The organism is Bradyrhizobium sp. NBAIM18, assembly GCF_020193825.1.
Taxonomy (GTDB): domain Bacteria; phylum Pseudomonadota; class Alphaproteobacteria; order Rhizobiales; family Xanthobacteraceae; genus Bradyrhizobium; species Bradyrhizobium yuanmingense.
On record NZ_JADYVO010000022.1, the window covers coordinates 79,799 to 100,804 of the forward strand.

At 64.7% G+C, this 21,006-nt stretch carries 22 protein-coding genes and 1 tRNA gene; 11 read left to right on the plus strand and 12 right to left on the minus strand.

From position 1 onward, the window contains the following. Positions 1 to 67: 67 nt before the first annotated feature. From I6F17_RS31845 to aroA, 11 genes are all read right to left on the minus strand, one after another. Positions 68 to 1,411: a folylpolyglutamate synthase/dihydrofolate synthase family protein gene (locus I6F17_RS31845; protein WP_225129547.1), complete on the minus strand. Its 1,344-nt coding sequence runs from the start codon at positions 1,409 to 1,411 to the stop codon at positions 68 to 70. Further along, positions 1,408 to 2,349, minus strand: a complete 942-nt coding sequence (accD, locus tag I6F17_RS31850) for an acetyl-CoA carboxylase, carboxyltransferase subunit beta (protein ID WP_036009106.1) — start codon at positions 2,347 to 2,349, stop codon at positions 1,408 to 1,410. The genes I6F17_RS31845 and accD overlap by 4 nt, the downstream gene beginning before the upstream one ends. Positions 2,350 to 2,520: 171 nt before the next feature. Then, a complete protein-coding gene (gene trpA, locus I6F17_RS31855) occupies positions 2,521 to 3,357 on the minus strand; it encodes a tryptophan synthase subunit alpha (RefSeq protein WP_225129545.1) in 837 nt (278 codons plus the stop codon). Beyond that, positions 3,354 to 4,568 carry a tryptophan synthase subunit beta gene (gene trpB, locus I6F17_RS31860; protein WP_057027852.1) on the minus strand — a complete coding sequence of 405 codons (1,215 nt, stop codon included), beginning with the start codon at positions 4,566 to 4,568 and terminating at the stop codon, positions 3,354 to 3,356. The genes trpA and trpB overlap by 4 nt, the downstream gene beginning before the upstream one ends. Next, entirely contained in the window at positions 4,565 to 5,236 is a 672-nt protein-coding gene (locus I6F17_RS31865; protein WP_225129543.1) for a phosphoribosylanthranilate isomerase, read from the minus strand. The genes trpB and I6F17_RS31865 overlap by 4 nt, the downstream gene beginning before the upstream one ends. A gap of 67 nt (positions 5,237 to 5,303) precedes the next feature. Next, positions 5,304 to 5,696, minus strand: a complete 393-nt coding sequence (locus I6F17_RS31870; protein ID WP_225129541.1) for a lipopolysaccharide assembly protein LapA domain-containing protein — start codon at positions 5,694 to 5,696, stop codon at positions 5,304 to 5,306. An 82-nt stretch (positions 5,697 to 5,778) separates the two neighbouring features. Continuing rightward, positions 5,779 to 6,084 (minus strand): integration host factor subunit beta, encoded by a 306-nt coding sequence (locus I6F17_RS31875; protein WP_025032949.1) that lies wholly within the window; start codon positions 6,082 to 6,084, stop codon positions 5,779 to 5,781. Between the two features lie 172 nt (positions 6,085 to 6,256). Further along, positions 6,257 to 7,237, minus strand: coding sequence for a signal peptide peptidase SppA (gene sppA / locus I6F17_RS31880; protein ID WP_036040963.1), 981 nt, complete (start codon positions 7,235 to 7,237; stop codon positions 6,257 to 6,259). A 377-nt stretch (positions 7,238 to 7,614) separates the two neighbouring features. Beyond that, a complete protein-coding gene (gene rpsA, locus I6F17_RS31885; RefSeq protein WP_036009120.1) occupies positions 7,615 to 9,321 on the minus strand; it encodes a 30S ribosomal protein S1 in 1,707 nt (568 codons plus the stop codon). A gap of 265 nt (positions 9,322 to 9,586) precedes the next feature. Beyond that, positions 9,587 to 10,225 (minus strand): (d)CMP kinase, encoded by a 639-nt coding sequence (gene cmk / locus I6F17_RS31890; RefSeq protein WP_036024437.1) that lies wholly within the window; start codon positions 10,223 to 10,225, stop codon positions 9,587 to 9,589. Then, a complete protein-coding gene (aroA, locus tag I6F17_RS31895) occupies positions 10,222 to 11,559 on the minus strand; it encodes a 3-phosphoshikimate 1-carboxyvinyltransferase (protein ID WP_225129539.1) in 1,338 nt (445 codons plus the stop codon). Before aroA ends, cmk begins: the two co-directional genes overlap by 4 nt. A 158-nt stretch (positions 11,560 to 11,717) precedes the next feature. Here aroA and I6F17_RS31900 point away from each other — a divergent pair, with 158 nt between their 5' ends. The 3 genes from I6F17_RS31900 (at position 11,718) to I6F17_RS31910 (ending at position 12,677) form a co-directional block, all read left to right on the plus strand. Beyond that, positions 11,718 to 12,125, plus strand: coding sequence for a TIGR02300 family protein (locus tag I6F17_RS31900; protein WP_036009126.1), 408 nt, complete (start codon positions 11,718 to 11,720; stop codon positions 12,123 to 12,125). Between the two features lie 97 nt (positions 12,126 to 12,222). Beyond that, positions 12,223 to 12,298 (plus strand) — tRNA-Ala (locus I6F17_RS31905). Between the two features lie 136 nt (positions 12,299 to 12,434). Next, a complete protein-coding gene (locus I6F17_RS31910; RefSeq protein ID WP_225129536.1) occupies positions 12,435 to 12,677 on the plus strand; it encodes a GIY-YIG nuclease family protein in 243 nt (80 codons plus the stop codon). Positions 12,678 to 12,682: 5 nt separating this feature from the next. On the opposite strand, the gene I6F17_RS31915 is transcribed toward I6F17_RS31910, so the two are convergent. Then, positions 12,683 to 13,141, minus strand: coding sequence for a MarR family transcriptional regulator (locus tag I6F17_RS31915; RefSeq protein ID WP_197962487.1), 459 nt, complete (start codon positions 13,139 to 13,141; stop codon positions 12,683 to 12,685). A gap of 155 nt (positions 13,142 to 13,296) precedes the next feature. Here I6F17_RS31915 and I6F17_RS31920 point away from each other — a divergent pair, with 155 nt between their 5' ends. The 8 genes from I6F17_RS31920 to I6F17_RS31955 all read left to right on the plus strand — a co-directional run bounded on the left by I6F17_RS31920 (position 13,297) and on the right by I6F17_RS31955 (position 20,700). Beyond that, on the plus strand, positions 13,297 to 13,722 hold the full coding sequence (locus I6F17_RS31920) for an organic hydroperoxide resistance protein (protein ID WP_036009140.1): 426 nt from the start codon (positions 13,297 to 13,299) through the stop codon (positions 13,720 to 13,722). 180 nt (positions 13,723 to 13,902) lie between these two features. Continuing rightward, the gene (locus tag I6F17_RS31925) at positions 13,903 to 15,105 is read left to right on the plus strand and encodes a CaiB/BaiF CoA-transferase family protein (RefSeq protein ID WP_225129533.1); all 1,203 of its coding nucleotides are present in this window, start codon (positions 13,903 to 13,905) and stop codon (positions 15,103 to 15,105) included. Positions 15,106 to 15,388: 283 nt separating this feature from the next. Then, positions 15,389 to 16,705, plus strand: a complete 1,317-nt coding sequence (ugpB, locus tag I6F17_RS31930) for a sn-glycerol-3-phosphate ABC transporter substrate-binding protein UgpB (RefSeq protein ID WP_036009146.1) — start codon at positions 15,389 to 15,391, stop codon at positions 16,703 to 16,705. Between the two features lie 47 nt (positions 16,706 to 16,752). Further along, complete coding sequence (ugpA, locus tag I6F17_RS31935; RefSeq protein ID WP_036009149.1) at positions 16,753 to 17,634, plus strand: sn-glycerol-3-phosphate ABC transporter permease UgpA; 882 nt, start codon at positions 16,753 to 16,755, stop codon at positions 17,632 to 17,634. Next, positions 17,634 to 18,482, plus strand: a complete 849-nt coding sequence (gene ugpE, locus I6F17_RS31940) for a sn-glycerol-3-phosphate ABC transporter permease UgpE (protein WP_225129531.1) — start codon at positions 17,634 to 17,636, stop codon at positions 18,480 to 18,482. Before ugpA ends, ugpE begins: the two co-directional genes overlap by 1 nt. 6 nt (positions 18,483 to 18,488) lie before the next feature. Further along, entirely contained in the window at positions 18,489 to 19,577 is a 1,089-nt protein-coding gene (locus tag I6F17_RS31945) for a sn-glycerol-3-phosphate import ATP-binding protein UgpC (protein WP_225129529.1), read from the plus strand. 374 nt (positions 19,578 to 19,951) lie between these two features. After that, positions 19,952 to 20,377 (plus strand): Hsp20 family protein, encoded by a 426-nt coding sequence (locus I6F17_RS31950; RefSeq protein WP_024338612.1) that lies wholly within the window; start codon positions 19,952 to 19,954, stop codon positions 20,375 to 20,377. A gap of 50 nt (positions 20,378 to 20,427) precedes the next feature. Continuing rightward, positions 20,428 to 20,700 carry a DUF1150 domain-containing protein gene (locus I6F17_RS31955; protein WP_011083553.1) on the plus strand — a complete coding sequence of 91 codons (273 nt, stop codon included), beginning with the start codon at positions 20,428 to 20,430 and terminating at the stop codon, positions 20,698 to 20,700. The last annotated feature ends 306 nt before the right edge of the window (positions 20,701 to 21,006 follow it).

The following is a 21,006-nucleotide window of genomic DNA, read 5'->3' on the forward strand; positions in this document are numbered from 1 at the left end:
CCGGGACCTTCCTTGCTTGTGGCACGATCCCGGATTGCGCTTGGCTCCATCCGGGCTACGGCAACCTCTATGCAGGCGGCGTGCCGTTGATGGCCAGCACGTGGCCGGCGAGATACAGCGAGCCGGTGATCAGGATGCGCGGCGGCAACTCGTAGGCGAGCTGGGACAGCGCGCGCAGGGCGGCTTCGACGCCGGGGGCGGGCTCGACGCGCATGCCGAGGCTGCGCGCGGCATCGGCGAGACGGTCGACCGGCATCGCGTTCTCCGTGTCGGGAATCGGCACTGCGATGATGTGGCGGGTGAGGCCGGCGAAATTGGCGAGGAAGGCGTGCGCATCCTTGTTGGCCATCATGCCGGCGATGATCACCAGCGGCCGCGACACGCGCTCTTCGAGATCGCCGAGCGCGGCCGCCGCAACGCGCCCCCCCTCGGCATTGTGGCCGCCGTCGAGCCAGATCTCCGAGCCCTGCGGACCCCAGGACAGCAACTCGCCCGAGGTGAGGCGCTGCATCCGCGCCGGCCATTCGGCACCGAGGATTCCGGCCTCGAAGGCGGCGTGGTTGACCTTGATGGTCGGCAGCGCGCGCAGCGTCGCGATCGCAAGTCCGGCATTGGCGAACTGGTGGCGGCCGAACAGACGCGGCGCCGGCAGGTCCATCAAGCCGCGATCGTCGGAATAGACCAGACGCCCGCGCTCGACATTGACGTGCCAGCTCTCGTTTGCGGCGAACAGCGGCGCGCGCATGCGCCGCGCTTGCGCTTCGATCACGGCCATCGCCTCCGGCATCTGCTCAGCGCAAATCACGGGCACGCCGCGCTTGATGATCGCGGCCTTCTCGCTGGCAATCGACGCCAGCGTATCGCCGAGGAAATCCATGTGATCCATGCTGACGGGCGTGATCACAGAGGCCGCCGGCTGATCGACCACGTTGGTCGAATCGAGCCGGCCGCCGAGGCCGACTTCGAGCAGCACGATGTCGGCCGGGTTCTGCGCGAACAGCAGGAAGGCAGCCGCGGTCTTCAGTTCGAACAATGTCGCGGCCTCGCCGGCATTGACGCGCTCGACCTCTTCCAACGCCGCGCGCAGTTCGTCGTCGCCCACGAGCACGCCGCCACTGAGGCGGCCAAGCCGGAAGCATTCGTTGATGCGGACGAGATAGGGCGAGGTGTAGGCGTGGACGCGAAGACCTGAAGCCTCCAGCGTCGCGCGCAGGTAAGCGAGGGTCGAGCCCTTGCCGTTGGTGCCGGCAATGTGGATCACCGGCGGAAGCTTGCGCTCGGGGTGACCGAGCCGTTCGAGCAGACGGTGCATCCGCTCCAGCCCGAGATCGATGCGCTTCTGATGCAGGGCCGACAGCCGCCCGATCACTTCGTCGAGCGGCGTCTTTGCACTGTCAGGGGAGACGTTCACGCGTGCGGCGCTGCCGGCGCCGTCTCGGCGGCGGATACGATCTGCGCCGGGCTGGCGACCGGCTGCACGGACTTCGATGCGCCTTCTTGCGCCGGCGCCTTGGTCAAGAGGCGGCAGAGCCGCGCCAGGGTCGGGCGCAGCTCGTGGCGATGCACGACCATGTCGACCATGCCGTGCTCCTTGAGGTACTCGGCGCGCTGGAAACCTTCAGGCAGCTTCTCGCGGATGGTCTGCTCGATCACGCGCGCACCGGCAAAGCCGATCAGCGCGCCGGGCTCGGCGATCTGGACGTCGCCGAGCATCGCATAGGACGCGGTGACGCCGCCGGTGGTCGGATTGGTCAGCACGACGATGTAGGGCAGCTTTGCCTCGCGCAGCATCTGCACGGCTACGGTGGTGCGCGGCATCTGCATCAGGGACAAAATGCCTTCCTGCATGCGGGCGCCGCCGCTGGCCGCGAACACGATGAACGGCGACTTCTTCTCGACCGCGAGCTCCATCCCGCGCACGATGGCTTCGCCCGCGGCCATGCCGAGCGAGCCGCCCATGAAGTCGAAATCCTGCACGGCGACGACGACTGCGGAGCCTTCGAGCTTGCCGTAGCCGACCTTAACCGCATCATTCAGATTGGTCCGCGCCCGCGCATCCTTGACGCGGTCGACATATTTCTTCTCGTCGCGGAACTTGAGCGGGTCAGGGGTGACCTCGGGCAGCGCCACGTCGAACCAGGTCTCGTTGTCGAAGATCGACTTGAGCCGCGCGACCGCGCCCATGCGCATGTGATAGTTCGAGCCGGGAATGACGAACTGGTTGGCCTCGACGTCCTTGTAGAACACGAGCTGTCCGGAATCCGGGCACTTGATCCACAGGTTCTCCGGCGTCTCCCGCCGCAGCATGTTGCGGATCTTCGGCCGGACCACGTTGGTAAGCCAGTTCATGGTTTGCTCCGATGTGCGATCCCGCCGGGAATCGCCTGAAGGATATATGGCGGCCGGACATCTGCCCGGCAAGCCGCCGTGTCGCCCGCGTTAGAGCATGATCCGGAAAAGTGTGAAGCGGTTTTCCGACCAGATCATGCTCAAACTAAAGAGCTACAGCGGAATTATGGCCTATTCCGCCGCCTGCTGCGCACCCTTGACGCCGTGGGCCAGAGCGGCCGTCAATTCGGCGACGGCGTTAACGGTCTTGGCGGTCGCCCGTCCCTCGGCATCGAGGCTGTTCTTGAGGGCGTCCACCAGCGCGGTGCCGACCACCGACCCATCGGCCTTCTCGGCAATGGCGCGCGCCGCCTCGGGCGTGCGGATGCCGAAACCGACGCAGATCGGCAAGCTGGTATGCCGCTTGATGCGCGCGACAGCTTCGCCGACGGCATTGGCGTCCGCCGCCGCCGCACCGGTGATGCCGGCGATCGAGACGTAATAGACAAAGCCTGATGTGTTCGCGAGCACCGCAGGCAGGCGCTTGTCGTCGGTGGTCGGCGTCGCCAGGCGGATGAAGTTGAGCCCCGCCTTCAGCGCGGGAATGCAGAGCTCGTCGTCTTCCTCCGGCGGCAAATCGACGATGATCAGGCCGTCGACGCCGGCCGTCTTGGCATCAGCCAAGAACTTGTCGACGCCGTAGATGTAGATCGGATTGTAATAGCCCATCAGCACCAGCGGAGTGACATTGTCGTCCTTGCGGAAGTCGCGCACCAGCTCCAACGTCTTCGTCAAGGTCATGCCTACCTTGAGCGCACGCAGGCCCGCAGCCTGGATCGAAGGACCGTCCGCCATCGGATCGGTAAAGGGAATGCCGAGTTCGATGACGTCGGCGCCGGACTTCGGCAGCGCCTTGACGATCTCGAGCGAGGTCGCGGGATCGGGATCGCCGGCCATCACATAGGTGACAAAGGCCGCGCGGCCTTGGCTTTTCAGCTCGGCAAAACGGGTATCGATACGCGTGGTCACTTCTTGCCCCTCAGGATATCGCCGACCTGCGGGACGTCCTTGTCGCCGCGGCCGGAGAGATTGACGACCATCAGGTGGTCCCTCGGCCGCTTCGGCGCGAGCTCCATCACCTTGGCGATGGCATGCGCGGGCTCGAGCGCGGGAATGATGCCTTCGAGCTTTGACAGCAGCTGGAACGCGGCGAGCGCCTCGTCATCGGTTGCTGAGAGATAATTGACGCGGCCGACCTCGTGCAGCCAGGAATGCTCGGGGCCGATGCCGGGATAATCGAGACCGGCCGAGATCGAATGCGCGTCCTGGATCTGGCCGTCGGCATCCATCAAGAGATAGGTGCGGTTGCCGTGGAGAACGCCGGGACGGCCGCCCGCGATCGAGGCCGCATGCAGCTGCGTCAGGCCATGGCCGGCGGCTTCGACGCCGAAGATCTCGACGGAGGAATCATCGAGGAACGGATGGAACAGGCCCATCGCGTTGGAGCCGCCGCCGATGCAGGCCACCAGCGAATCCGGCAGGCGCCCCTCGATCTCCTGCATCTGCGCCTTGGTCTCGTCGCCGATGACCGACTGGAAATCGCGCACCAAGGTCGGATAGGGATGCGGACCCGCCACCGTGCCGATGCAATAGAACGTGTTGTGCACGTTGGTGACCCAGTCGCGTAGCGCCTCGTTCATGGCGTCCTTCAGCGTGCGCGTGCCCGACTGCACCGGCATCACCTTGGCGCCCAGCATCTCCATGCGGATGACGTTGGGCTGCTGCCGCTCGACGTCGACGGCGCCCATATAGACCACGCATTCGAGGCCAAAGCGCGCGCACAGCGTCGCCGTGGCAACGCCGTGCTGGCCCGCGCCGGTCTCGGCGATGATGCGCTTCTTGCCCATGCGCCGTGCCAGCATGATCTGGCCGAGCACGTTGTTCACCTTGTGCGAGCCGGTGTGGTTGAGCTCTTCACGCTTGAGGTAGATCTTGGCGCCGCGGAGATGTTCGGTCAGGCGCTCGGCGAAATAGAGCGGCGAGGGCCGGCCGACATAGTTCTTGAGATAGCCGTTCATCTCGGCCTGAAACGCCGGATCGGCCTTGGCTGCGGTGTAGGCCTTCTCCAGGTCGAGGATCAGCGGCATCAAGGTTTCGGCGACGAAGCGTCCGCCGAAAATGCCGAAATGGCCGCGATCGTCGGGTCCGCTGCGATAGGAGTTTGGCTTGGCGATGTTCATCTGACGCTCAACTCTTGACTGGCATCTTTGCTTGCGCGCGCGGCGCGGACGAAGGCCTTGATCATCTCTGGGTCTTTCACGCCGGGAGCGCTCTCGACACCCGAGGACACGTCGACGCCGCTGGCGCGGGTGATGCGAAGGGCCTCAGTGAGATTCTCGGCGTGCAGCCCCCCCGAAACCATATAGGGCAGTTTCAGATCGAGCTTTTCGAGCAGGTGCCAGTCGAACGGCGCGCCTAACCCCCCGGGCCGCGTCGCATCCTTCGGCGCGCGCGCATCGAACAGGATGCGGTCGGCGACCGCGGCGTAGCCGGGCAGCACCGCGAGATCGGCCGCTGTCGCGACCGGGACCGCCTTCATCACGGGGCGGCCGAAGCGTTGCTTGATGTCGCGCAGCCGCGCCACGCTCTCCCCGCCGTGGAGCTGGAAGATGTCCGGCGACAGCGAGTCCATGATGTTGTCGAGCGTCGCGTTATCGGCATCGACCGTGAGCGCCACCTTGAGCGCGCGCCGCTTGACCTGACGGCCGAGGTCACGGCCGAGCTCCAGGGACAGGTGCCGGGGCGACGGCGGGAAGAACACGAACCCGACCATGTCGGCGCCCGCCTCGAGCGCCGTTTCGAGCGTCTCGGGCGTGGACAGGCCGCAGATCTTGACGAGCAGGGACATGGTCTCAAAGCGGGTAGAGGCCGCGGGTCCGCGGCCGGAAAACGGGGCTTTTCGGTCGGGGCCGCTTCTACAACGTCGCGCGCTGCTTGTCTCGCCCGACGGGCCCGTACAGGCCCATCCCGGAGGGAACGGGAAGGCGCTGGGACTCCGCCTTCGCTGCCGTCGCCTGGGCCCGCAGATCGGCCAGTTCGGCCCTGACGGCCCGGGCCTCCGCGTCATTCCGGCGCGCCGCGCGCCGCCAGCGCCGCTGGCCGAACCAGACGGCGGAGCCGCCCGCGACAACGCCCAGGGTCGCCACCAGGATCAGCAGCAGGAACAGCGGCAGGGTGATCGACAGCGAGGGGTCGTCGGCAATGAAGGGGTCGAAGGAGACCGTGACGAAATGCCTGTTGGCGACGGCAAACGCCGCCAGGATCAGGCCCAGCGGAAGTACGATCAGCGCGGTCAGGAACTTTCGCATCTGGCTTCGCTCGCCTTGAATCAAGCTTGCGGCCGCATCCTGTGCGACCGCGAAAAACCCCAAAGCGCGCTCACATCGCGCTTCAGTCTACGCCGCCGGGATCCGGATGGTCGCGGTTCAGCCGCTCGCGCATTTCCTTGCCGGTCTTGAAGAACGGAACGCTCTTCTGATCGACGGGCACATGGGCGCCGGTGCGTGGATTGCGCCCTGCGCGCGCAGGGCGATGCTTGACCGAGAAGGCACCGAAGCCGCGCAGCTCGACGCGGTCACCGCGTGCAAGCGCCGCTACGATCTCTTCGAGAATCGCATTCACAATGTTCTCGACATCCCGCTGGTACAGATGCGGGTTGTGCTCGGCGATACGCTGAACAAGTTCGGATTTGATCATCGAGAGATAGGACCCGGGAGCGTGCGGATGACCATTTCCGTGAAAATACCGTGATCTGTCAAGACGCTAAATCAAGGATGGGCGTCGTGAAAATGCGTGACAAATGCCGAAAAAGCAGGCTCCACCAGCACGCGCCAGACGGGAAAAAGCTCTGGAACTCGCCTGCCTGCGGTCAGTTGGACACAGCCGGCTGCCACAAGGCCAGCATTCCATCCATTCCGAGCCGATCCACCGCCTGCGCGACGCCGGTTTGCCCGATCTGGTGCGCGATCGAGCCCAAACCGAGCGCTTCCAGCGTCAATGCGGCCGCCGTCTTCAGGAACGGCAGGTCGCCGAAGCGCGGCTGGAGCTTGTAGTCGCGCACCGGTAGCCCCTTCTTGACGCCCTTCTGCTCGACCAGCCAGGTCACGGCCGTCTTCTCGTCGCCGATCTGGTCGATCAGCTTGAGATCGATCGCCTGGCGCCCGGTGAAGACGCGGCCGTCGGCGACTTTTTCGAGCTGCGTGTCATCCATGCCACGCCGCTCCTTCACCATCCCCTTGAACCAGGCATAGGAATCCTTCACCAGCGCATCGAGCGCGGCGCGCGCCTCGGGACTGGTCGGCTCAAAACCGTTGGGCGCCGCCTTCAGCGGCGAGGACTTCACCTCCTCGACCTTGACGCCGATGGTCTTCATGAGCTCGGAGAGGTTGGGGTACTGGAACAGCACGCCGATGGAGCCGACCAGGGAGCTTTGCTGGGCGACGATGTGGTCGCTCGCAATCGCGGTGATGTAGCCCCCGGAGGCGGCCAGCCCCTCCACCACCACCACCAGCGGCTTTTTCGCCTTGAGACGGACCAGCGAGTCATAGAGCTGCTCGGAGCCGGCGGTGGTGCCGCCGGGCGAGTTGATGTGAACGATGACGGCGGCGGCCTGCGAATTCTCGAGCCGCTCCAGCGCCTGCGTGCGGTCGGAATCGCTGCGGATCAATCCCTCGATCTGGACGCGCGCGATCGAGCCGGCGGATGCGAGGGTGCCGCGTGCACCGGGCGTCGCAATCAGCGCGAAGCTTGCAATCGCCGCGATCGCGATCAGTGCCGCCATCACACGCCAGAACGTCAGCTTGCGGCGGATCCTGCGGCGATCGACGATGATGTCCGAATCGAGCGACATCGGAATATCTCCAAATGAAAGATCAGGCGCGTTGTGCCGTCACGGCGTGACCATTGGCCTATCTCGATACATCAATTGCGGGCCAATTTGAAGAAAACAAGGCCTCGTGTGGGGCAAGCAAGTCGCCGCAGACTCAGTCGTCATCCCCGCCTAGTGCGCAATTGCGCACGGGGGCGGGGATCCATAACCCCAAGGAGGAGTCGTCGAGCGAGCTGGCAACTCCGAGTCTTCGTCAAACTCCTCCCTGGGGTTATGGGTCCCGGATCGGCGCTCCGCTTCGCGTCGCTTGTCCGGGACGACAGCGGAGTTCGTGGAGACAGCAACAAAAAAGCCCCGGCTCGCGCCGGGGCCTTGATGTCGCAAAACGGACGTTTCGCTTACTTGCTGTCGCGGTTCTTCAGCGCGGTGCCGAGGATGTCGCCCAGCGTCGCACCCGAATCCGAGGAGCCGTACTGCGCGATGGCTTCCTTCTCTTCGGCGACTTCGAGCGCCTTGATCGACACCTGGACCTTGCGGGCCTTCTTGTCGAACTGGATGACGCGGGCATCGACCTTCTCGCCGACGGCGAAGCGTTCGGCGCGCTGGTCGTTGCGGTCACGGGCGAGCTCGGAGCGCTTGATGAAGGTGGTGAAGTCGGTACCGGCGATCTTCACCTCGATACCGCTTTCCTTCACTTCGAGCACTTCGCAGGTCACAACCGCGCCCTTCTTGACATCGCCCGGCTCGGCGAAGGGGTCGCCTTCGAGCTGCTTGATGCCGAGCGAGATGCGCTCCTTCTCGACGTCCACATCGAGCACCACGGCCTTCACCATGTCGCCCTTCTTGTAGTTGTCGATCACCTGCTCGCCCGGAAGCTTCCAGTCGAGATCGGACAGGTGGACCATGCCGTCGACGTCGCCCTCGAGGCCCAAGAACAGACCGAACTCGGTCTTGTTCTTGACCTCGCCCTCGACCACCGAACCGGTCGGGTGCTTCTCGACGAAGACCTCCCAGGGGTTGCGCATGGTCTGCTTGAGGCCGAGCGAGATGCGGCGCTTGACGGAATCCACTTCCAGCACCTGCACGTCGACTTCCTGCGAGGTCGACACGATCTTGCCGGGGTGCATGTTCTTCTTGGTCCACGACATCTCGGAGACGTGGATCAGGCCTTCGATGCCCGGCTCGAGCTCGACGAACGCACCGTAGTCGGTGATGTTGGTGACGCGGCCGGTGAAGCGGGCACCCAGCGGGTACTTGGCTTCGATGCCCTGCCACGGATCGTCCAGCAGCTGCTTCATGCCCAGCGAGATGCGGTGCGTCTCGTGGTTGATCTTGATGATCTTGACCTTCACGGTCTGGCCGATCGAGAGCACCTCGGTCGGGTGGTTGACGCGGCGCCACGCGATGTCGGTGACGTGCAGGAGGCCGTCGATGCCGCCGAGGTCGACGAACGCACCGTAATCGGTGATGTTCTTGACCACGCCGTCGATGACCTGACCCTCTTCGAGGTTCTGCACCAGCTCCTGGCGCTGCTCGGCCCGGGTCTCTTCGAGCACCGTGCGGCGGGACACGACGATGTTGCCGCGGCGGCGGTCCATCTTCAGGATCTGGAACGGCTGCGAGTTGTTCATCAGCGGCGCAACGTCGCGGATCGGACGGATGTCGACCTGCGAGCGCGGCAGGAAGGCCACGGCACCGTCGAGGTCGACGGTGAAGCCGCCCTTGACCTGGTTGAAAATGACGCCGTTGACCTTCTCGTTGTTCTGGAACGCCTTCTCCAGCTTGCCCCAGCTCTCTTCGCGGCGCGCCTTGTCGCGCGACAGCACGGCTTCGCCGAGGGCGTTTTCGATGCGATCGAGGAACACTTCCACCTCGTCGCCGACCTTGAGGTCGCTCTCACGGCCGGGGCCGGAAAATTCGCGCAGCGCGACGCGGCCCTCGGTCTTCAGGCCGACGTCGATGACGGCCATGTCCTTTTCAATTGCAACCACCTTGCCCTTGACGACGGAGCTTTCCTGCAGGTTGCCACCTGCGAAGGACTCGTCGAGCATCGCGGCGAAATCGTCGCGCGACGGGCTATAGGTATCAGCAGAAGTCGAAGCCATTTGTTCTCCAGTTGCGGATGTCTGCCGGCCGTTGGGTTCATGGGCGCATCGCGCGCGCAGTGTCGGAAGGTCCGCAAGACCTTCGAGCGACCGCTCGTTGCCCCGATCTAGCGACCAGAACAGCGGAAGCGGGCCGGCTGAGGCCCGCGCGTTCGATACGTTGAAAGCTTGTCCGGAACCTGGATCGCGCCGGTCCCGAAACCGGGACGAAGCGTATCGACCTCAAAGAGCGGGAGCGGGCACTTCCTCCAATGACGGCGGCGGCTTAACCCCGCGACCGGCCCGCTCGGACAGCCTCGATAATGTCGATGGCGGCCCGGACGCCGCCTTCTATATCCAGTTGGGAGTTATCTAGCAAGTAAGCATCCGGGGCCGGTTTCAAAGGTGCAATCGGCCGATTCTTGTCGCGTTCGTCGCGCTGGAGGATGTCGGCGAGCACGGCCGCCTCGTCCGCCTCCTCGCCCCGCGCTTTGGCCTCCATGGTGCGGCGCCGGGCGCGGACCTTGGGGTCGGCGACCACGAAGATCTTCACATCGGCATGGGGGCAGATCACGGTTCCAATATCGCGGCCGTCGAGCACGGCGCCGGGCGGATCGGCCGCGAACTGGCGCTGGAAATTGACCAGGACCTCGCGAACCCGAGGGATTGCCGATACGATCGAGGCACCCTCGCCGGCCTTCTGGGTCTTCAGCGCTGGATTGCCGAACTTTTCGGGATCGAGCTCCAGCGCGGCCTGCACCGCAGCCGCCTCGTCGTTGAGATCGTGCCCCGACTGCATCAAGGCGTAGGCGACCGCGCGATAGATCACGCCGGTATCGAGATGACGATAGCCGTAATGGTGGGCGAGACGCTTGCCGAGCGTCCCCTTGCCCGAAGCCGCGGGCCCGTCGATGGCGATGATCATGAAAACTCGGCCCCTAGCGAACGCATCATCGGAATGAAATCCGGAAAGCTGGTGGCGATGAAGGCGGTGTCGTCGACGGTCACGGGCTGATCGGAGGCGCAGCCCATCACCAGCGCGGACATCGCGATGCGATGGTCCATATGGGTGGCGACCGTGCCGCCGCCCGGGACGTGGCCGTGGCCCTCGACGATCAGATCATCGCCGGAGACCTCGACCTTGACGCCGTTGACGCGCAGCATGGCGGCGGTGGCTTCAAGCCGGTCGGATTCCTTGACGCGCAGCTCCTGCAGGCCGCGCATGATCGTGGTGCCTTCGGCGAACGACGCCGCCACCGCCAGCACCAGATATTCGTCGATCATCGACGGCGCGCGCTCCGGCGGCACCTCGATGCCGCGCAGCTTCGACGCACGCACGCGCAAGCGCGCCATCGGCTCGCCGGCATCGCCGCGCACTTCGCTCTCCTCGATGGAGGCGCCCATTTCGCGCAGCGTGGTGAACAGCCCGGTGCGCAGCGGATTGGTCATGACGTCGGACAGCACGACATCGGAGCCCTCCACGATCAGCGCCGCGACGATCGGGAAGGCGGCCGAAGAGGGATCGGCGGGCACCACGACATTGGCACCATGCAGCTCGGGCTGGCCCACCAGCGTGATGCGGCGGCCGTGCCGGCCTTCCTGGACCGAGGTGATGTCGGCGCCGAAATGCTTCAGCATCAGCTCGGTGTGGTCGCGGCTGGCCTCGGTCTCGATGACCGTGGTGGTGCCGGGAGCGGCGAGGCCCGCCAGCAGCACGGCCGATTTGATCTGGGCCGAGGCGACAGGGGTCTTGTAGACGATCGGCAGGGGGTCGCGCGCGCCCTGGAGGGTCAGCGGCAGGCGCCCGCCCTCGCAGCCGGCGGTGACCCTGGCACCCATCTTTTCCAGGGGATCGAGGATCCGGCGCATCGGACGGCTGCGCAGCGAGGCGTCGCCGTCGAACACCGCCGAAATCGGGCAGCCGGCGACGGCGCCCATGACCAGCCGGCAGCCGGTGCCGGAATTGCCGAAATCCAGTGCTGCCTTGGGCTGGGCGAAGCCTCCGACCCCGACGCCGTTGACGGTCCAGGCGAAATCGCCGGTGCGCTCGACCCTGGCGCCCAGCGCCTGCATCGATTTGGCGGTGTTGAGGACGTCCTCGCCCTCGAGCAGGCCCGAAATCCTGGTCTCGCCGACCGCGAGCGCGCCCAGGATGAGGGCGCGGTGGGAGATCGACTTGTCGCCGGGCACCCGTACCTTCCCGGTCAGGGGACCGCTGGCGCGAGACTGGAGCGGCCTCGGTTGATCGGAATGGGTCAAGATTGTGTCCTTGAATAGGCCCGGTGGGCTGGCGCGCAGGTACCACATGGTCCGCGCCCCGTCACGGGTGTGTCGTTCTCCCGTAATGCGCTATTGACAGCGAGCCGCCAACTAGCCAAGTGAAGCACCGCTTTTCAGACATTCCCAGGATTCCTGCCGTGGCCAAGTCCGAACTCGGAACCAAACGTATTTGCCCGACCACGGGCAAGAAGTTCTATGACCTCAACAAGAATCCGGTGATCTCGCCCTATACCGGCGAAGTGGTGCCGATCGCCCCGGTCGCTCCTGCGCGCGGCCCCCGTGCGGCCGAGGCCCGCAACATGGCCCAGGACAACGCGCCGGAGCCGGCGGAGACCGAGGAGTTGGTCTCGCTCGAGGAGGCCGATGCCGAGGAGAACACCGGCAAGGTCAAGGCGGTCGTGCCCGAATCGGAGGACGATATCGAGGTCGACGAGACCCTCGACGACGATGATGACGACGATTCGACCTTCATTGCCGACGAGGAAGAGGGCGATGAGGACGTGACCGACATCATTGGTGATGTCGGCGGTGATGAAGAGACTTGAGATCAGCCCTGATCTGTGAAAAAGGGTGCACCGCGCGAGTCGCCTAGAGCGCTCGGCGGCCGGGACGGGTCCCCCAGGATCCTCCCATTTGGACTAAGGGGCCATAGCTCAGCTGGGAGAGCGCTTGCATGGCATGCAAGAGGTCGGCGGTTCGATCCCGCCTGGCTCCACCACGCTTCGCCCTTCGGGCTACGCGTGGCGCAGCCACGACGGAGCCTGAAGGGCGAAGCGTGGTGTCCGGCGAAGCCCGCAGGGCGAAGACGGACTGGTGAGACCTCCACCGAACGACTACCCGGGCGATAGCCGTCAATGTGGTACGTCTACATCCTCCAAAGCATCGAATTCCCGGACCAGGAATACATTGGCGCAACCGAGGATCTGAAACGACGCGTCCCGGAGCACAATGCCGGCAAGTCCGCTCACACCGCCAAGTTCAAGCCGTGGAAGCTGGTCTGGTACTGCGCCTTCCCGGATAAGCTGAAAGCCTTGGCATTCGAGAAGTATCTGAAGTCGCACTCGGGCCGCGCATTCTCGAAAAATCGGCTCTGTTAGCCCCCCTACTCCCCGATCACCGCATTCAGCCGATCCCTTAGCGCCACGATCTCGTCTTTCATCGCGAGCAGCTCCGACACCGAGCAGTCCGACGCCGCCAGGATCGATTGCGGCACGCTGCGGGCCTTTTCCTTCAGCGCATGGCCCTGCGGCGTCAGGGCGATCAGCACCTGGCGCTCGTCCTCACGCGAGCGGGTGCGCCTGACAAGATGCGCGGCCTCGAGCCGCTTCAGCAGCGGCGTTAGCGTGCCCGAATCCAGGAACAGCTTCTCGCCGATCTCCTTGACCGGCACGTCGTCGCGCTCCCACAGCACCAGCATGACCAGGTATTGCGGATAGGTCAGGCCGAGCCGATCGAGCAGCGGCTTGTAGACGCGGTTGAAGGCGTGCGTGGCGGAATAGACCGCAAAGCAGATCTGGTTGTCGAGACGAAGCGGGTCTACCGCCGTTGATTTCCTGGCCATGAAGAATCCTGCGCGTTTCTCCCATTCTGGGCCCGGCCGTCGCCACATTCAATTGCGAACAATTAAATGTGAGGCGCAACGAATTAGATTGCGCACAATCTAATTGTCTGCGATAAAGCTCGCACCCCAACCCGGAAAGACCCGAGGAGACGACGATGTCTGTGAACGTCCTCTACAAGACCAGCGCCAAGGCCACCGGCGGCCGCGACGGCCATGCTGCGACCCTCGACGGCGCGCTCGACGTCAAGCTCACCACGCCGAAGGAGCTCGGCGGTGGCGGCGGCGCCGGCAACAATCCCGAGCAGCTGTTCGCGGCCGGCTATGCCGCCTGCTTCATCGGCGCGATGAAGTTCGTGGCCTCGCAGGGCGGCCCGAAGGTGCCTGCCGACGCCTCGGTCACCTCGACCGTCGGCATCGGCCCGCGCTCCGAGGGCGGCTTCGGCCTCGATATCGACCTCGCGGTCTCGCTGCCGGGCCTTGCCCGCGCAGACGCCGAGGCGCTGGTGGCGAAGGCGCACCAGGTGTGCCCGTACTCCAATGCCACGCGCGGCAATGTCGACGTTCGCCTGACGGTGGTCTGATCGGCAGCGCGGATTGGCTGGCCCGGGGATCCCCCCTGGGGCCGGCCGCATCCGACTGAATTTGCCATGCTGCGGCATGGCTGCTCGGCGGCGCATACGGCTCCACGCTCGGCGCCATTGCTGGCGCAAACAAACCTCGCTAGGCCTGTGATCCAATGATCGACACAGGGAAGCGAAGGCATGACTGAAGCAGCAACGGGCGCCATGAGCGGATTGCGCGTCATCGATCTCACGCGCGTGCTCGGCGGTCCCTACTGCACCCAGATCCTCGCCGACCACGGCGCCGACGTGATCAAGGTCGAGCCGCCCGCGGGCGACGAGGTGCGCGAATGGGGCCCTCCGTTCCACGAGGAGGATGCGGCCTATTTCGTCGGTATCAACCGCAACAAGCGCTCGATCGGCCTCGACCTCGCCTCCGAGGGCGGCCGCGCCGTGCTGCTCAAGATGCTCGAGACCGCCGACGTCCTGATCGAGAATTTCAAGCCGGGCACGCTGGAGAAATGGGGCATCGGCAACGACGTCCTCAGCAAGAAATATCCCCGCCTCGTGCATTGCCGGATCTGCGGCTTCGGCGCCGACGGCCCGCGCGGCGGCAATCCCGGCTACGACGCCATCATCCAGGCCATGACCGGCATGATCGCGGCGACCGGCTCGCCCGAGAGCGGGCCGATGCGGATCGGCGTGCCGCTGGTCGACATCACCACCGGACTTTATGCGGCGATCGGCATCCTGATGGCGCTGTCGGAGCGGCAGCGGTCGGGCAAGGGCCAGTTCCTGGAGACGACGCTGTACGAGACCGGCCTCGCCATCATGCATCCGCACACCGCGAATTATTTCATGCACGGCAAGCCGCCTGGTCTCACCGGCAACGAGCATCCGAACCTCGTGCCTTACGCGATCTTCCCGACCAAGACCGACAACATCTTCATCGGCGTCGGCAATGACGGCACCTTCCGCAAGCTGGCGAAGGAGATCGGCAAGCCCGAGCTCGGCACCGATCCGCGCTTTGCCCGCAACAAGGACCGCATCGCCAATCGCGAGGCACTGCGCGCCGAGCTTGCCGCCGTGTTCAGCCAGCACGAGGCCGAGCCGCTGTGCAACCGCCTGCTCGCGGCCGGCCTGCCCGCAGGGCCGGTGCAGAAGATCGACCAGGCGTTGACCAACCCGCACACGATCGCGCGTGGCGATATTATCGAGAAGGACTGGTACAAGGGCGTGGCCTCGCCGATCCGGCTCGACCGCAGCAAGCCGAGCCTGCGCCGCGTGCCGCCGAAATTCAGCCAGCACGCGGCCGAGGTGCTGGGCGAGTTCGGCTACTCCAAGGCCGAGATCGACGCGATGGTCGAAAAAGGCACGGTCTGCGGTCCCGAGCGGAAACGCTGAGCTAAGGCGAGCGTCAACGGTGGTGCGCTCCCTCTCCCGCTTGCAAGTGGGAGAGGTTCGGAGCCCGCGGCACGATAGTGCCTCATCTCATGCCGCACTGCGGCGCGCGCACGCATGTGCAGCGCGAACGGAGTTGGCTGACCGCTCCGGTCTTGGCCTATTTGACGACTTCCCATTTGGCCGCGCTTGCTGCTTTCGTTTCTCCCGCTTACACAGTCATGTGAACGTCATATGGCGCTGCTAGCGCAAGCGCTTCTTTAGTGACGGGCAAGGGAGGTTCTTGATGGCTCTTCGACATTTTGGCACGGCGGCGGCCGTCGCACTCACAATTGGTCTCGGCGCGTCGCCGGCGCTTGCCGTGACCGAAATCCAGTGGTGGCACGCGATGACCGGCGCCAACAACGACGTCATCGTCAGGCTCGCCAACGATTTCAACACCACGCAGAGCGACTACAAGGTGATCCCGACCTACAAGGGCAACTACGCCGACACGATGAACGCCGGCATCGCCGCGTTCCGCGCCGGCAACGCGCCGCACATCATGCAGGTGTTCGAGGTCGGCACCGCCACCATGATGGCAGCGACCGGCGCCGTGAAGCCGGTCTACAAGCTGATGGCCGAGACCGGCGAGAAGTTCGATCCGAAGGCCTATCTGCCTGCGATCACCGGCTATTACTCGACCTCGAAGGGCGAGATGCTGTCCTTCCCGTTCAACTCGTCCTCGACCGTGATGTGGGTCAACCTCGACGCACTGAAGAAAGCGAATGTCGAGGTGCCGAAGACCTGGCCCGAAGTGTTCGACGCCGCCAAGAAGCTGAAGGCGGCCGGCCACGCCACCTGCGGCTTCTCCAACTCCTGGGTCACCTGGGTCAATCTCGAGCAGCTCTCCGCTTGGCACAACGTGCCGCTCGCCAGCAAGGCCAACGGCCTCGACGGTTTCGACACCGTGCTGTCCTTCAACGGTCCGCTCCAGGTCAAGCATCTCGAAAATCTGGTCGAGCTCCAGAAGGACAAGACCTACGACTATGCCGGCCGCACCAACACCGGCGAAGGCCGCTTCACGTCGGGCGAATGTCCGCTCTACCTGACCTCGTCCGCGTTCTTCGGCAACGTCAAGGCGCAGGCCAAGTTCGCCTTCACCGCGGTGCCGATGCCCTATTACCCGGACGCCAAGGGCGCGCCGCAGAACTCGATCATCGGCGGTGCCTCGCTCTGGGTAATGGGCGGCAAACCGGCGGACGATTACAAGGGCGTCGCCAAATTCTTCTCCTTCCTCTCGGACACCGATCGCCAAGTCTACATCCACAAGGCCTCGGGCTATCTGCCGATCACCAAGGCAGCCTATGAGAAGGCCAAGGCGGATGGCTTCTACAAGGATCAGCCCTATCTGGAGACGCCGCTGCTCGAGCTGACCAACAAGGAGCCGACCGAGAATTCGCGCGGCCTGCGCCTCGGCAACATGGTGCAGCTCCGTGACGTCTGGGCGGAGGAGATCGAGCAGGCGCTGGCCGGCAAGAAGACCGCCAAGCAGGCGCTGGACGCGGCCGTCGAGCGCGGCAACACCATGCTGCGCCAGTTCGAAAAGACCGCCGTGAAGTAGGGCGACAAGCGGCAGGCCGGTCGCCCGGCCTGCCGCGCTGGGGCATCATGCAAAAGCAAGCCATTTTCCAATCGAAGCTGTTGCCCTATGCGCTGGTTGCGCCGCAACTCGCGATCGTCCTGATTTTCTTCTACTGGCCGGCCTTGCAGGCGATGATCCAGTCGTTCCTGCTGCAGGACGCCTTCGGCCTGTCGACCAGCTTCGTCTGGTTCGAGAACTACATCGAGCTGTTCAAGGAGCCCGCCTATTTCGAGGCGATCCTGCGCACCTTCTTCTTCTCATTCGCGATCGCGGTGTCGTCGCTGTCGTTCGCGCTGCTGCTGGCCGTGATGGCGGACAAGCCGCTGCGCGGCTCGATGCTCTACCGCACGCTGCTGATCTGGCCCTATGCGGTGGCGCCGCCGGTCGTCGGCGTGCTCTGGATCTTCATGCTGCATCCCTCGCTCGGCGTGCTCTCGCGCTACCTGCGGGCGCTGGGCATCGACTGGAATCCACTGCTCGACGGCGACCAGGCCGCAGCGCTGATCATCCTGGCCGCCGCCTGGAAGCAGATCTCCTACAACTTCCTGTTCTTCCTCGCCGGCCTGCAGAGCATCCCCAGAAGCGTGATCGAGGCGGCTGCGATCGACGGCGCCCGCCCGATGCGCAGGTTCTGGACCGTGATCTTCCCGCTGCTGTCGCCGACCATCTTCTTCCTCCTGGTCGTCAACATCGTCTACGCCTTCTTCGACACGTTCGGCATCATCGACACCATGACCCGCGGCGGTCCGGGCAAGTCGACGGAAACGCTGGTCTACAAGGTCTATACCGACGGCCTGCTCGGCGGAAACCTCGGCAGCTCCGCGGCGCAATCGGTGATCCTGATGATCATGGTGATCGTGCTGACGGGCATCCAGTTCCGCTTCGTCGAACGCAAGGTGACCTACTGATGGTCGAGGAAGAAGGCTTTCGGCGCTACATTGCCCATTTCATCCTCTGGATCGGGATCGCGATCGTCGCCTTCCCGGTCTATCTCGCTTTCGTGGCCTCAACCCAGGACAACGCGGTGATCGCCAACGGGCAGATGTCGCTGCTGCCCGGCGGTCATTTCTTCGAGACCTACTACCAGACCATCTTCGTCGGCACGAGCGGCTCGACCCGCGAGCCGGTCGGCAACATGATGCTGAACTCACTGGTGATGGCGCTCCTGATCGCGCTGGGCAAGATCGCGGTCTCGATCATCTCGGCCTATGCGATCGTGTATTTCCGCTTCCCGTTCCGGATGGCGCTGTTCTGGCTGATCTTCATCACGCTGATGCTGCCGGTCGAAGTCCGCATCTATCCGACCTACAAGATCGTCGCCGACCTGCACATGCTCGACAGCTATGCCGGCCTGTCGCTGCCGCTGATCGCATCGGCCACCGCGACGCTGCTGTTCCGCCAGTTCTTCATGACCGTGCCGGACGAGCTGCTGGAGGCCTCGCGCATCGACGGCGCCGGCCCCTTCCGCTTCTTCTGGGATACGCTCTTGCCGCTGTCGCGCACCAACATGGCGGCGCTGTTCGTGATCCTGTTCATCCTCGGTTGGAATCAATATCTCTGGCCGCTCCTGATCACCACGCGCGACGACATGCAGACCATCCAGATCGGCATCCGCAAGATGATCACCACCACCGACGCGCTGACCGAATGGCCGATCGTGATGGCAACCGCCGTGCTGGCCATGCTGCCGCCGGTGTTCGTTGTCGTCGCCATGCAGAAATTGTTCGTGCGCGGCCTGGTCGAGACGGAGAAGTAGAGACTTATGGCTAACGTCACCCTGCGCAGCGTCCGCAAGACCTATCCCGGCGGCTTCGAGGCCATCAAGGGCGTCGACGTCGATGTCGGCGACGGACAGTTCTGCGTGCTGGTCGGCCCCTCCGGCTGCGGCAAGTCCACGCTGCTGCGCATGGTCGCGGGGCTGGAGACGGTCACCGGCGGCGAGATCGACATCGGCGGCCGCGTCGTCAACGGAGTAGAGCCCGCCGATCGCGACATCGCGATGGTGTTCCAGAACTACGCGCTCTATCCGCATATGAGCGTCTACAACAACATGGCCTATGGCCTGCGCAACCGCGGCATGGCCGAGGCCGAGATCAAGACCCGCGTCGAGGAAGCCGCGCGCGTGCTTGAGCTCTCCGCCATGCTAGAGCGCAAGCCGCGCCAGCTCTCCGGCGGCCAGCGCCAGCGCGTCGCCATGGGCCGCGCCATCGTGCGCCAGCCGAAAGTGTTCCTGTTCGACGAGCCGCTCTCCAACCTCGACGCCAAGCTGCGCATCGCGATGCGGGTCGAGATCCGCAAATTGCAGCGCCGGCTCAACACGACGTCGATCTACGTCACCCATGACCAGCTCGAGGCGATGACGCTCGCCGACATTCTCGTGGTGATGAACGGCGGCCAGGTCGAGCAAATCGGCAATCCGCTTGATATCTACGAGAAGCCGGCCACGACCTTCGTCGCCTCCTTCATCGGCGCACCGCCGATGAACCTGGTGTCGACACGGCCCGAGGAAATCCGGCTGCAGCTCGCCGGCAGCAATGCTGCCGACGCCGGCATCCTCGGCATCCGCCCGGAGGATTTCGTCATCACCGACGAGACGCCGGATGGCGGCATCGCCTTGGCGCTTACCGTGGAAGCGATCGAGCGCGTCGGCGCCGAGACCTTCGTCTACGGCTCGCGGGAGCAAGAGGACCAGCGCGTCGCCGCCACGCCCGGCGAGCTGCCGCCCGGAGAGGTCATCGTCCGCATTCCCGGAACCCAAGCGCCCGCCATCGGCGCGAGAATCCGTGTCGCGGCGGTGCGGGCCAAGCTGCATCTGTTCAGCGGCGACGGGCGGAAGCGAATCGAGGCTTGAGGGGCCTTCCGAAGAACCAAGCAACGAAAGTGCGAAAACAACCCCATGCACAGTAGAAGGGGGGCTTGTTTTCATTAGAGAATATTCAGCGAGAGATTCGTCATGCCCGGGCTTGTCCCGCCTGCGCGGCCGAAGCCGCTTCGGCGAGGCGAAGGCCCGGGCATCCACGTTCTCAGTGCCGCGAGCAAGGTCGTGGATGGCCGGGACGAGCCCGGCCATGACGATCCGCGAGCATCTAGGGCCCCAATGCCCCGTCCACAGCCTCCCCCGCTACCTGCTTGAATCCTCAGGGGAACATGCCCATATTGCTGATCAAGGGGCGCCGCTCGCGGGCCCTGATGCACCAAAGTCGCTTCGAGAGGACTTTGTAAACTATGTCTCGTGTTCCAACGCTCTCCAGTCCCTTCCTGCTGGGCTTTGACGAGATCGAGCGCGTGCTCGATCGGGTCGTCAAAGGCGCCGACGGTTATCCTCCCTACAATATCGAGAGGTGCGACCGCACGGACGGCCAGCCCGAGCGTTTGCGCATCACGCTGGCGGTCGCCGGATTTACGCGCGACCAACTCGATGTAACCATTGAGGAAAACCAGCTCGTGATCCGCGGGCGGCAGCAGGACGACAAGACCCGGCAATACATCCATCGCGGCATCGCCGCGCGCCACTTCCAGCGCACCTTCGTGCTGGCGGAGGGGATGCTGGTGCTGGGTGCGGATCTGAAGAATGGGTTGTTGTCGATCGATCTGGCCCGGCCTGAACCGGAGCGGATCGTTAAGACAATCGCTATCAATGAGCACGAATAATGGAACGAGTAGCGGACTCGACCGCTTAGTGTTCCAGAGGAGTCGAGACCATGAGTGAAGGTCACGTTGCGTTCGAATACGAAGCCAAGAACGTCTCTCCGGAGACACTGGCAACCCTGGGCGAAGGCCATATCGCCTATGTGAAGCAGATCCGCTCCGAGGACGTGCCGGGCCTGTTCCCCGAGGCGCCCAAGATCGCGCCGGGCCTCAAGCTTTTCGCGCTCCACGCCGCCGACGGCACGCCGATCATGCTGACCGACAGCCGCGAAGCCGCAGTCGCCAACGCCTGGAGCAACGAGCTGCAAGCGGTGAGCGTGCACTAAGCACGCGCGTCGCACGAATAGGGTTTTCAAACGGGCATGCCTTCGCAAGAAGGCGTGCCCGTTTTCATTTGGGCGGCGAGGTATTCGCGTCGCCATCGCCAGCCGACGGGAATTCGGTGACGTCCCCGCCCGCGTGCGGCGGGGCAATCGCATGTGACTTGTGGCGGCGGTCTGCGCGCACGCCTCGTCCTTCGAGACGGCGCTGACGCGCCTCCTCAGGATGAGGCTAATCAGCGTCAGGTCCCGTTGCTGCCGCGCACTCCGACCTCATCCTGAGGAGCCCGCCTCAAGCGGGCGTCTCGAAGG

What these genes read in the sequence shown, in the direction of transcription:
- accD (WP_036009106.1), bottom strand. Translation starts at nt 2,349, where the DNA reads ATGAACTGGCTTACCAACGTGGTCCGGCCGAAGATCCGCAACATGCTG.
- trpB (WP_057027852.1), bottom strand. Translation starts at nt 4,568, where the DNA reads ATGAACATCGCCAAGCCAAACTCCTATCGCAGCGGACCCGACGATCGC.
- I6F17_RS31865 (WP_225129543.1), bottom strand. Translation starts at nt 5,236, where the DNA reads ATGTCCCTGCTCGTCAAGATCTGCGGCCTGTCCACGCCCGAGACGCTC.
- I6F17_RS31870 (WP_225129541.1), bottom strand. Translation starts at nt 5,696, where the DNA reads ATGCGAAAGTTCCTGACCGCGCTGATCGTACTTCCGCTGGGCCTGATC.
- I6F17_RS31875 (WP_025032949.1), bottom strand. Translation starts at nt 6,084, where the DNA reads ATGATCAAATCCGAACTTGTTCAGCGTATCGCCGAGCACAACCCGCAT.
- sppA (WP_036040963.1), bottom strand. Translation starts at nt 7,237, where the DNA reads ATGTCGCTCGATTCGGACATCATCGTCGATCGCCGCAGGATCCGCCGC.
- rpsA (WP_036009120.1), bottom strand. Translation starts at nt 9,321, where the DNA reads ATGGCTTCGACTTCTGCTGATACCTATAGCCCGTCGCGCGACGATTTC.
- cmk (WP_036024437.1), bottom strand. Translation starts at nt 10,225, where the DNA reads ATGATCATCGCCATCGACGGGCCCGCGGCTTCGGGCAAGGGGACGCTC.
- I6F17_RS31910 (WP_225129536.1), top strand. Translation starts at nt 12,435, where the DNA reads ATGTGGTACGTCTACATCCTCCAAAGCATCGAATTCCCGGACCAGGAA.
- I6F17_RS31915 (WP_197962487.1), bottom strand. Translation starts at nt 13,141, where the DNA reads ATGGCCAGGAAATCAACGGCGGTAGACCCGCTTCGTCTCGACAACCAG.
- I6F17_RS31920 (WP_036009140.1), top strand. Translation starts at nt 13,297, where the DNA reads ATGTCTGTGAACGTCCTCTACAAGACCAGCGCCAAGGCCACCGGCGGC.
- I6F17_RS31925 (WP_225129533.1), top strand. Translation starts at nt 13,903, where the DNA reads ATGACTGAAGCAGCAACGGGCGCCATGAGCGGATTGCGCGTCATCGAT.
- ugpB (WP_036009146.1), top strand. Translation starts at nt 15,389, where the DNA reads ATGGCTCTTCGACATTTTGGCACGGCGGCGGCCGTCGCACTCACAATT.
- ugpA (WP_036009149.1), top strand. Translation starts at nt 16,753, where the DNA reads ATGCAAAAGCAAGCCATTTTCCAATCGAAGCTGTTGCCCTATGCGCTG.
- ugpE (WP_225129531.1), top strand. Translation starts at nt 17,634, where the DNA reads ATGGTCGAGGAAGAAGGCTTTCGGCGCTACATTGCCCATTTCATCCTC.
- I6F17_RS31945 (WP_225129529.1), top strand. Translation starts at nt 18,489, where the DNA reads ATGGCTAACGTCACCCTGCGCAGCGTCCGCAAGACCTATCCCGGCGGC.
- I6F17_RS31950 (WP_024338612.1), top strand. Translation starts at nt 19,952, where the DNA reads ATGTCTCGTGTTCCAACGCTCTCCAGTCCCTTCCTGCTGGGCTTTGAC.
- I6F17_RS31955 (WP_011083553.1), top strand. Translation starts at nt 20,428, where the DNA reads ATGAGTGAAGGTCACGTTGCGTTCGAATACGAAGCCAAGAACGTCTCT.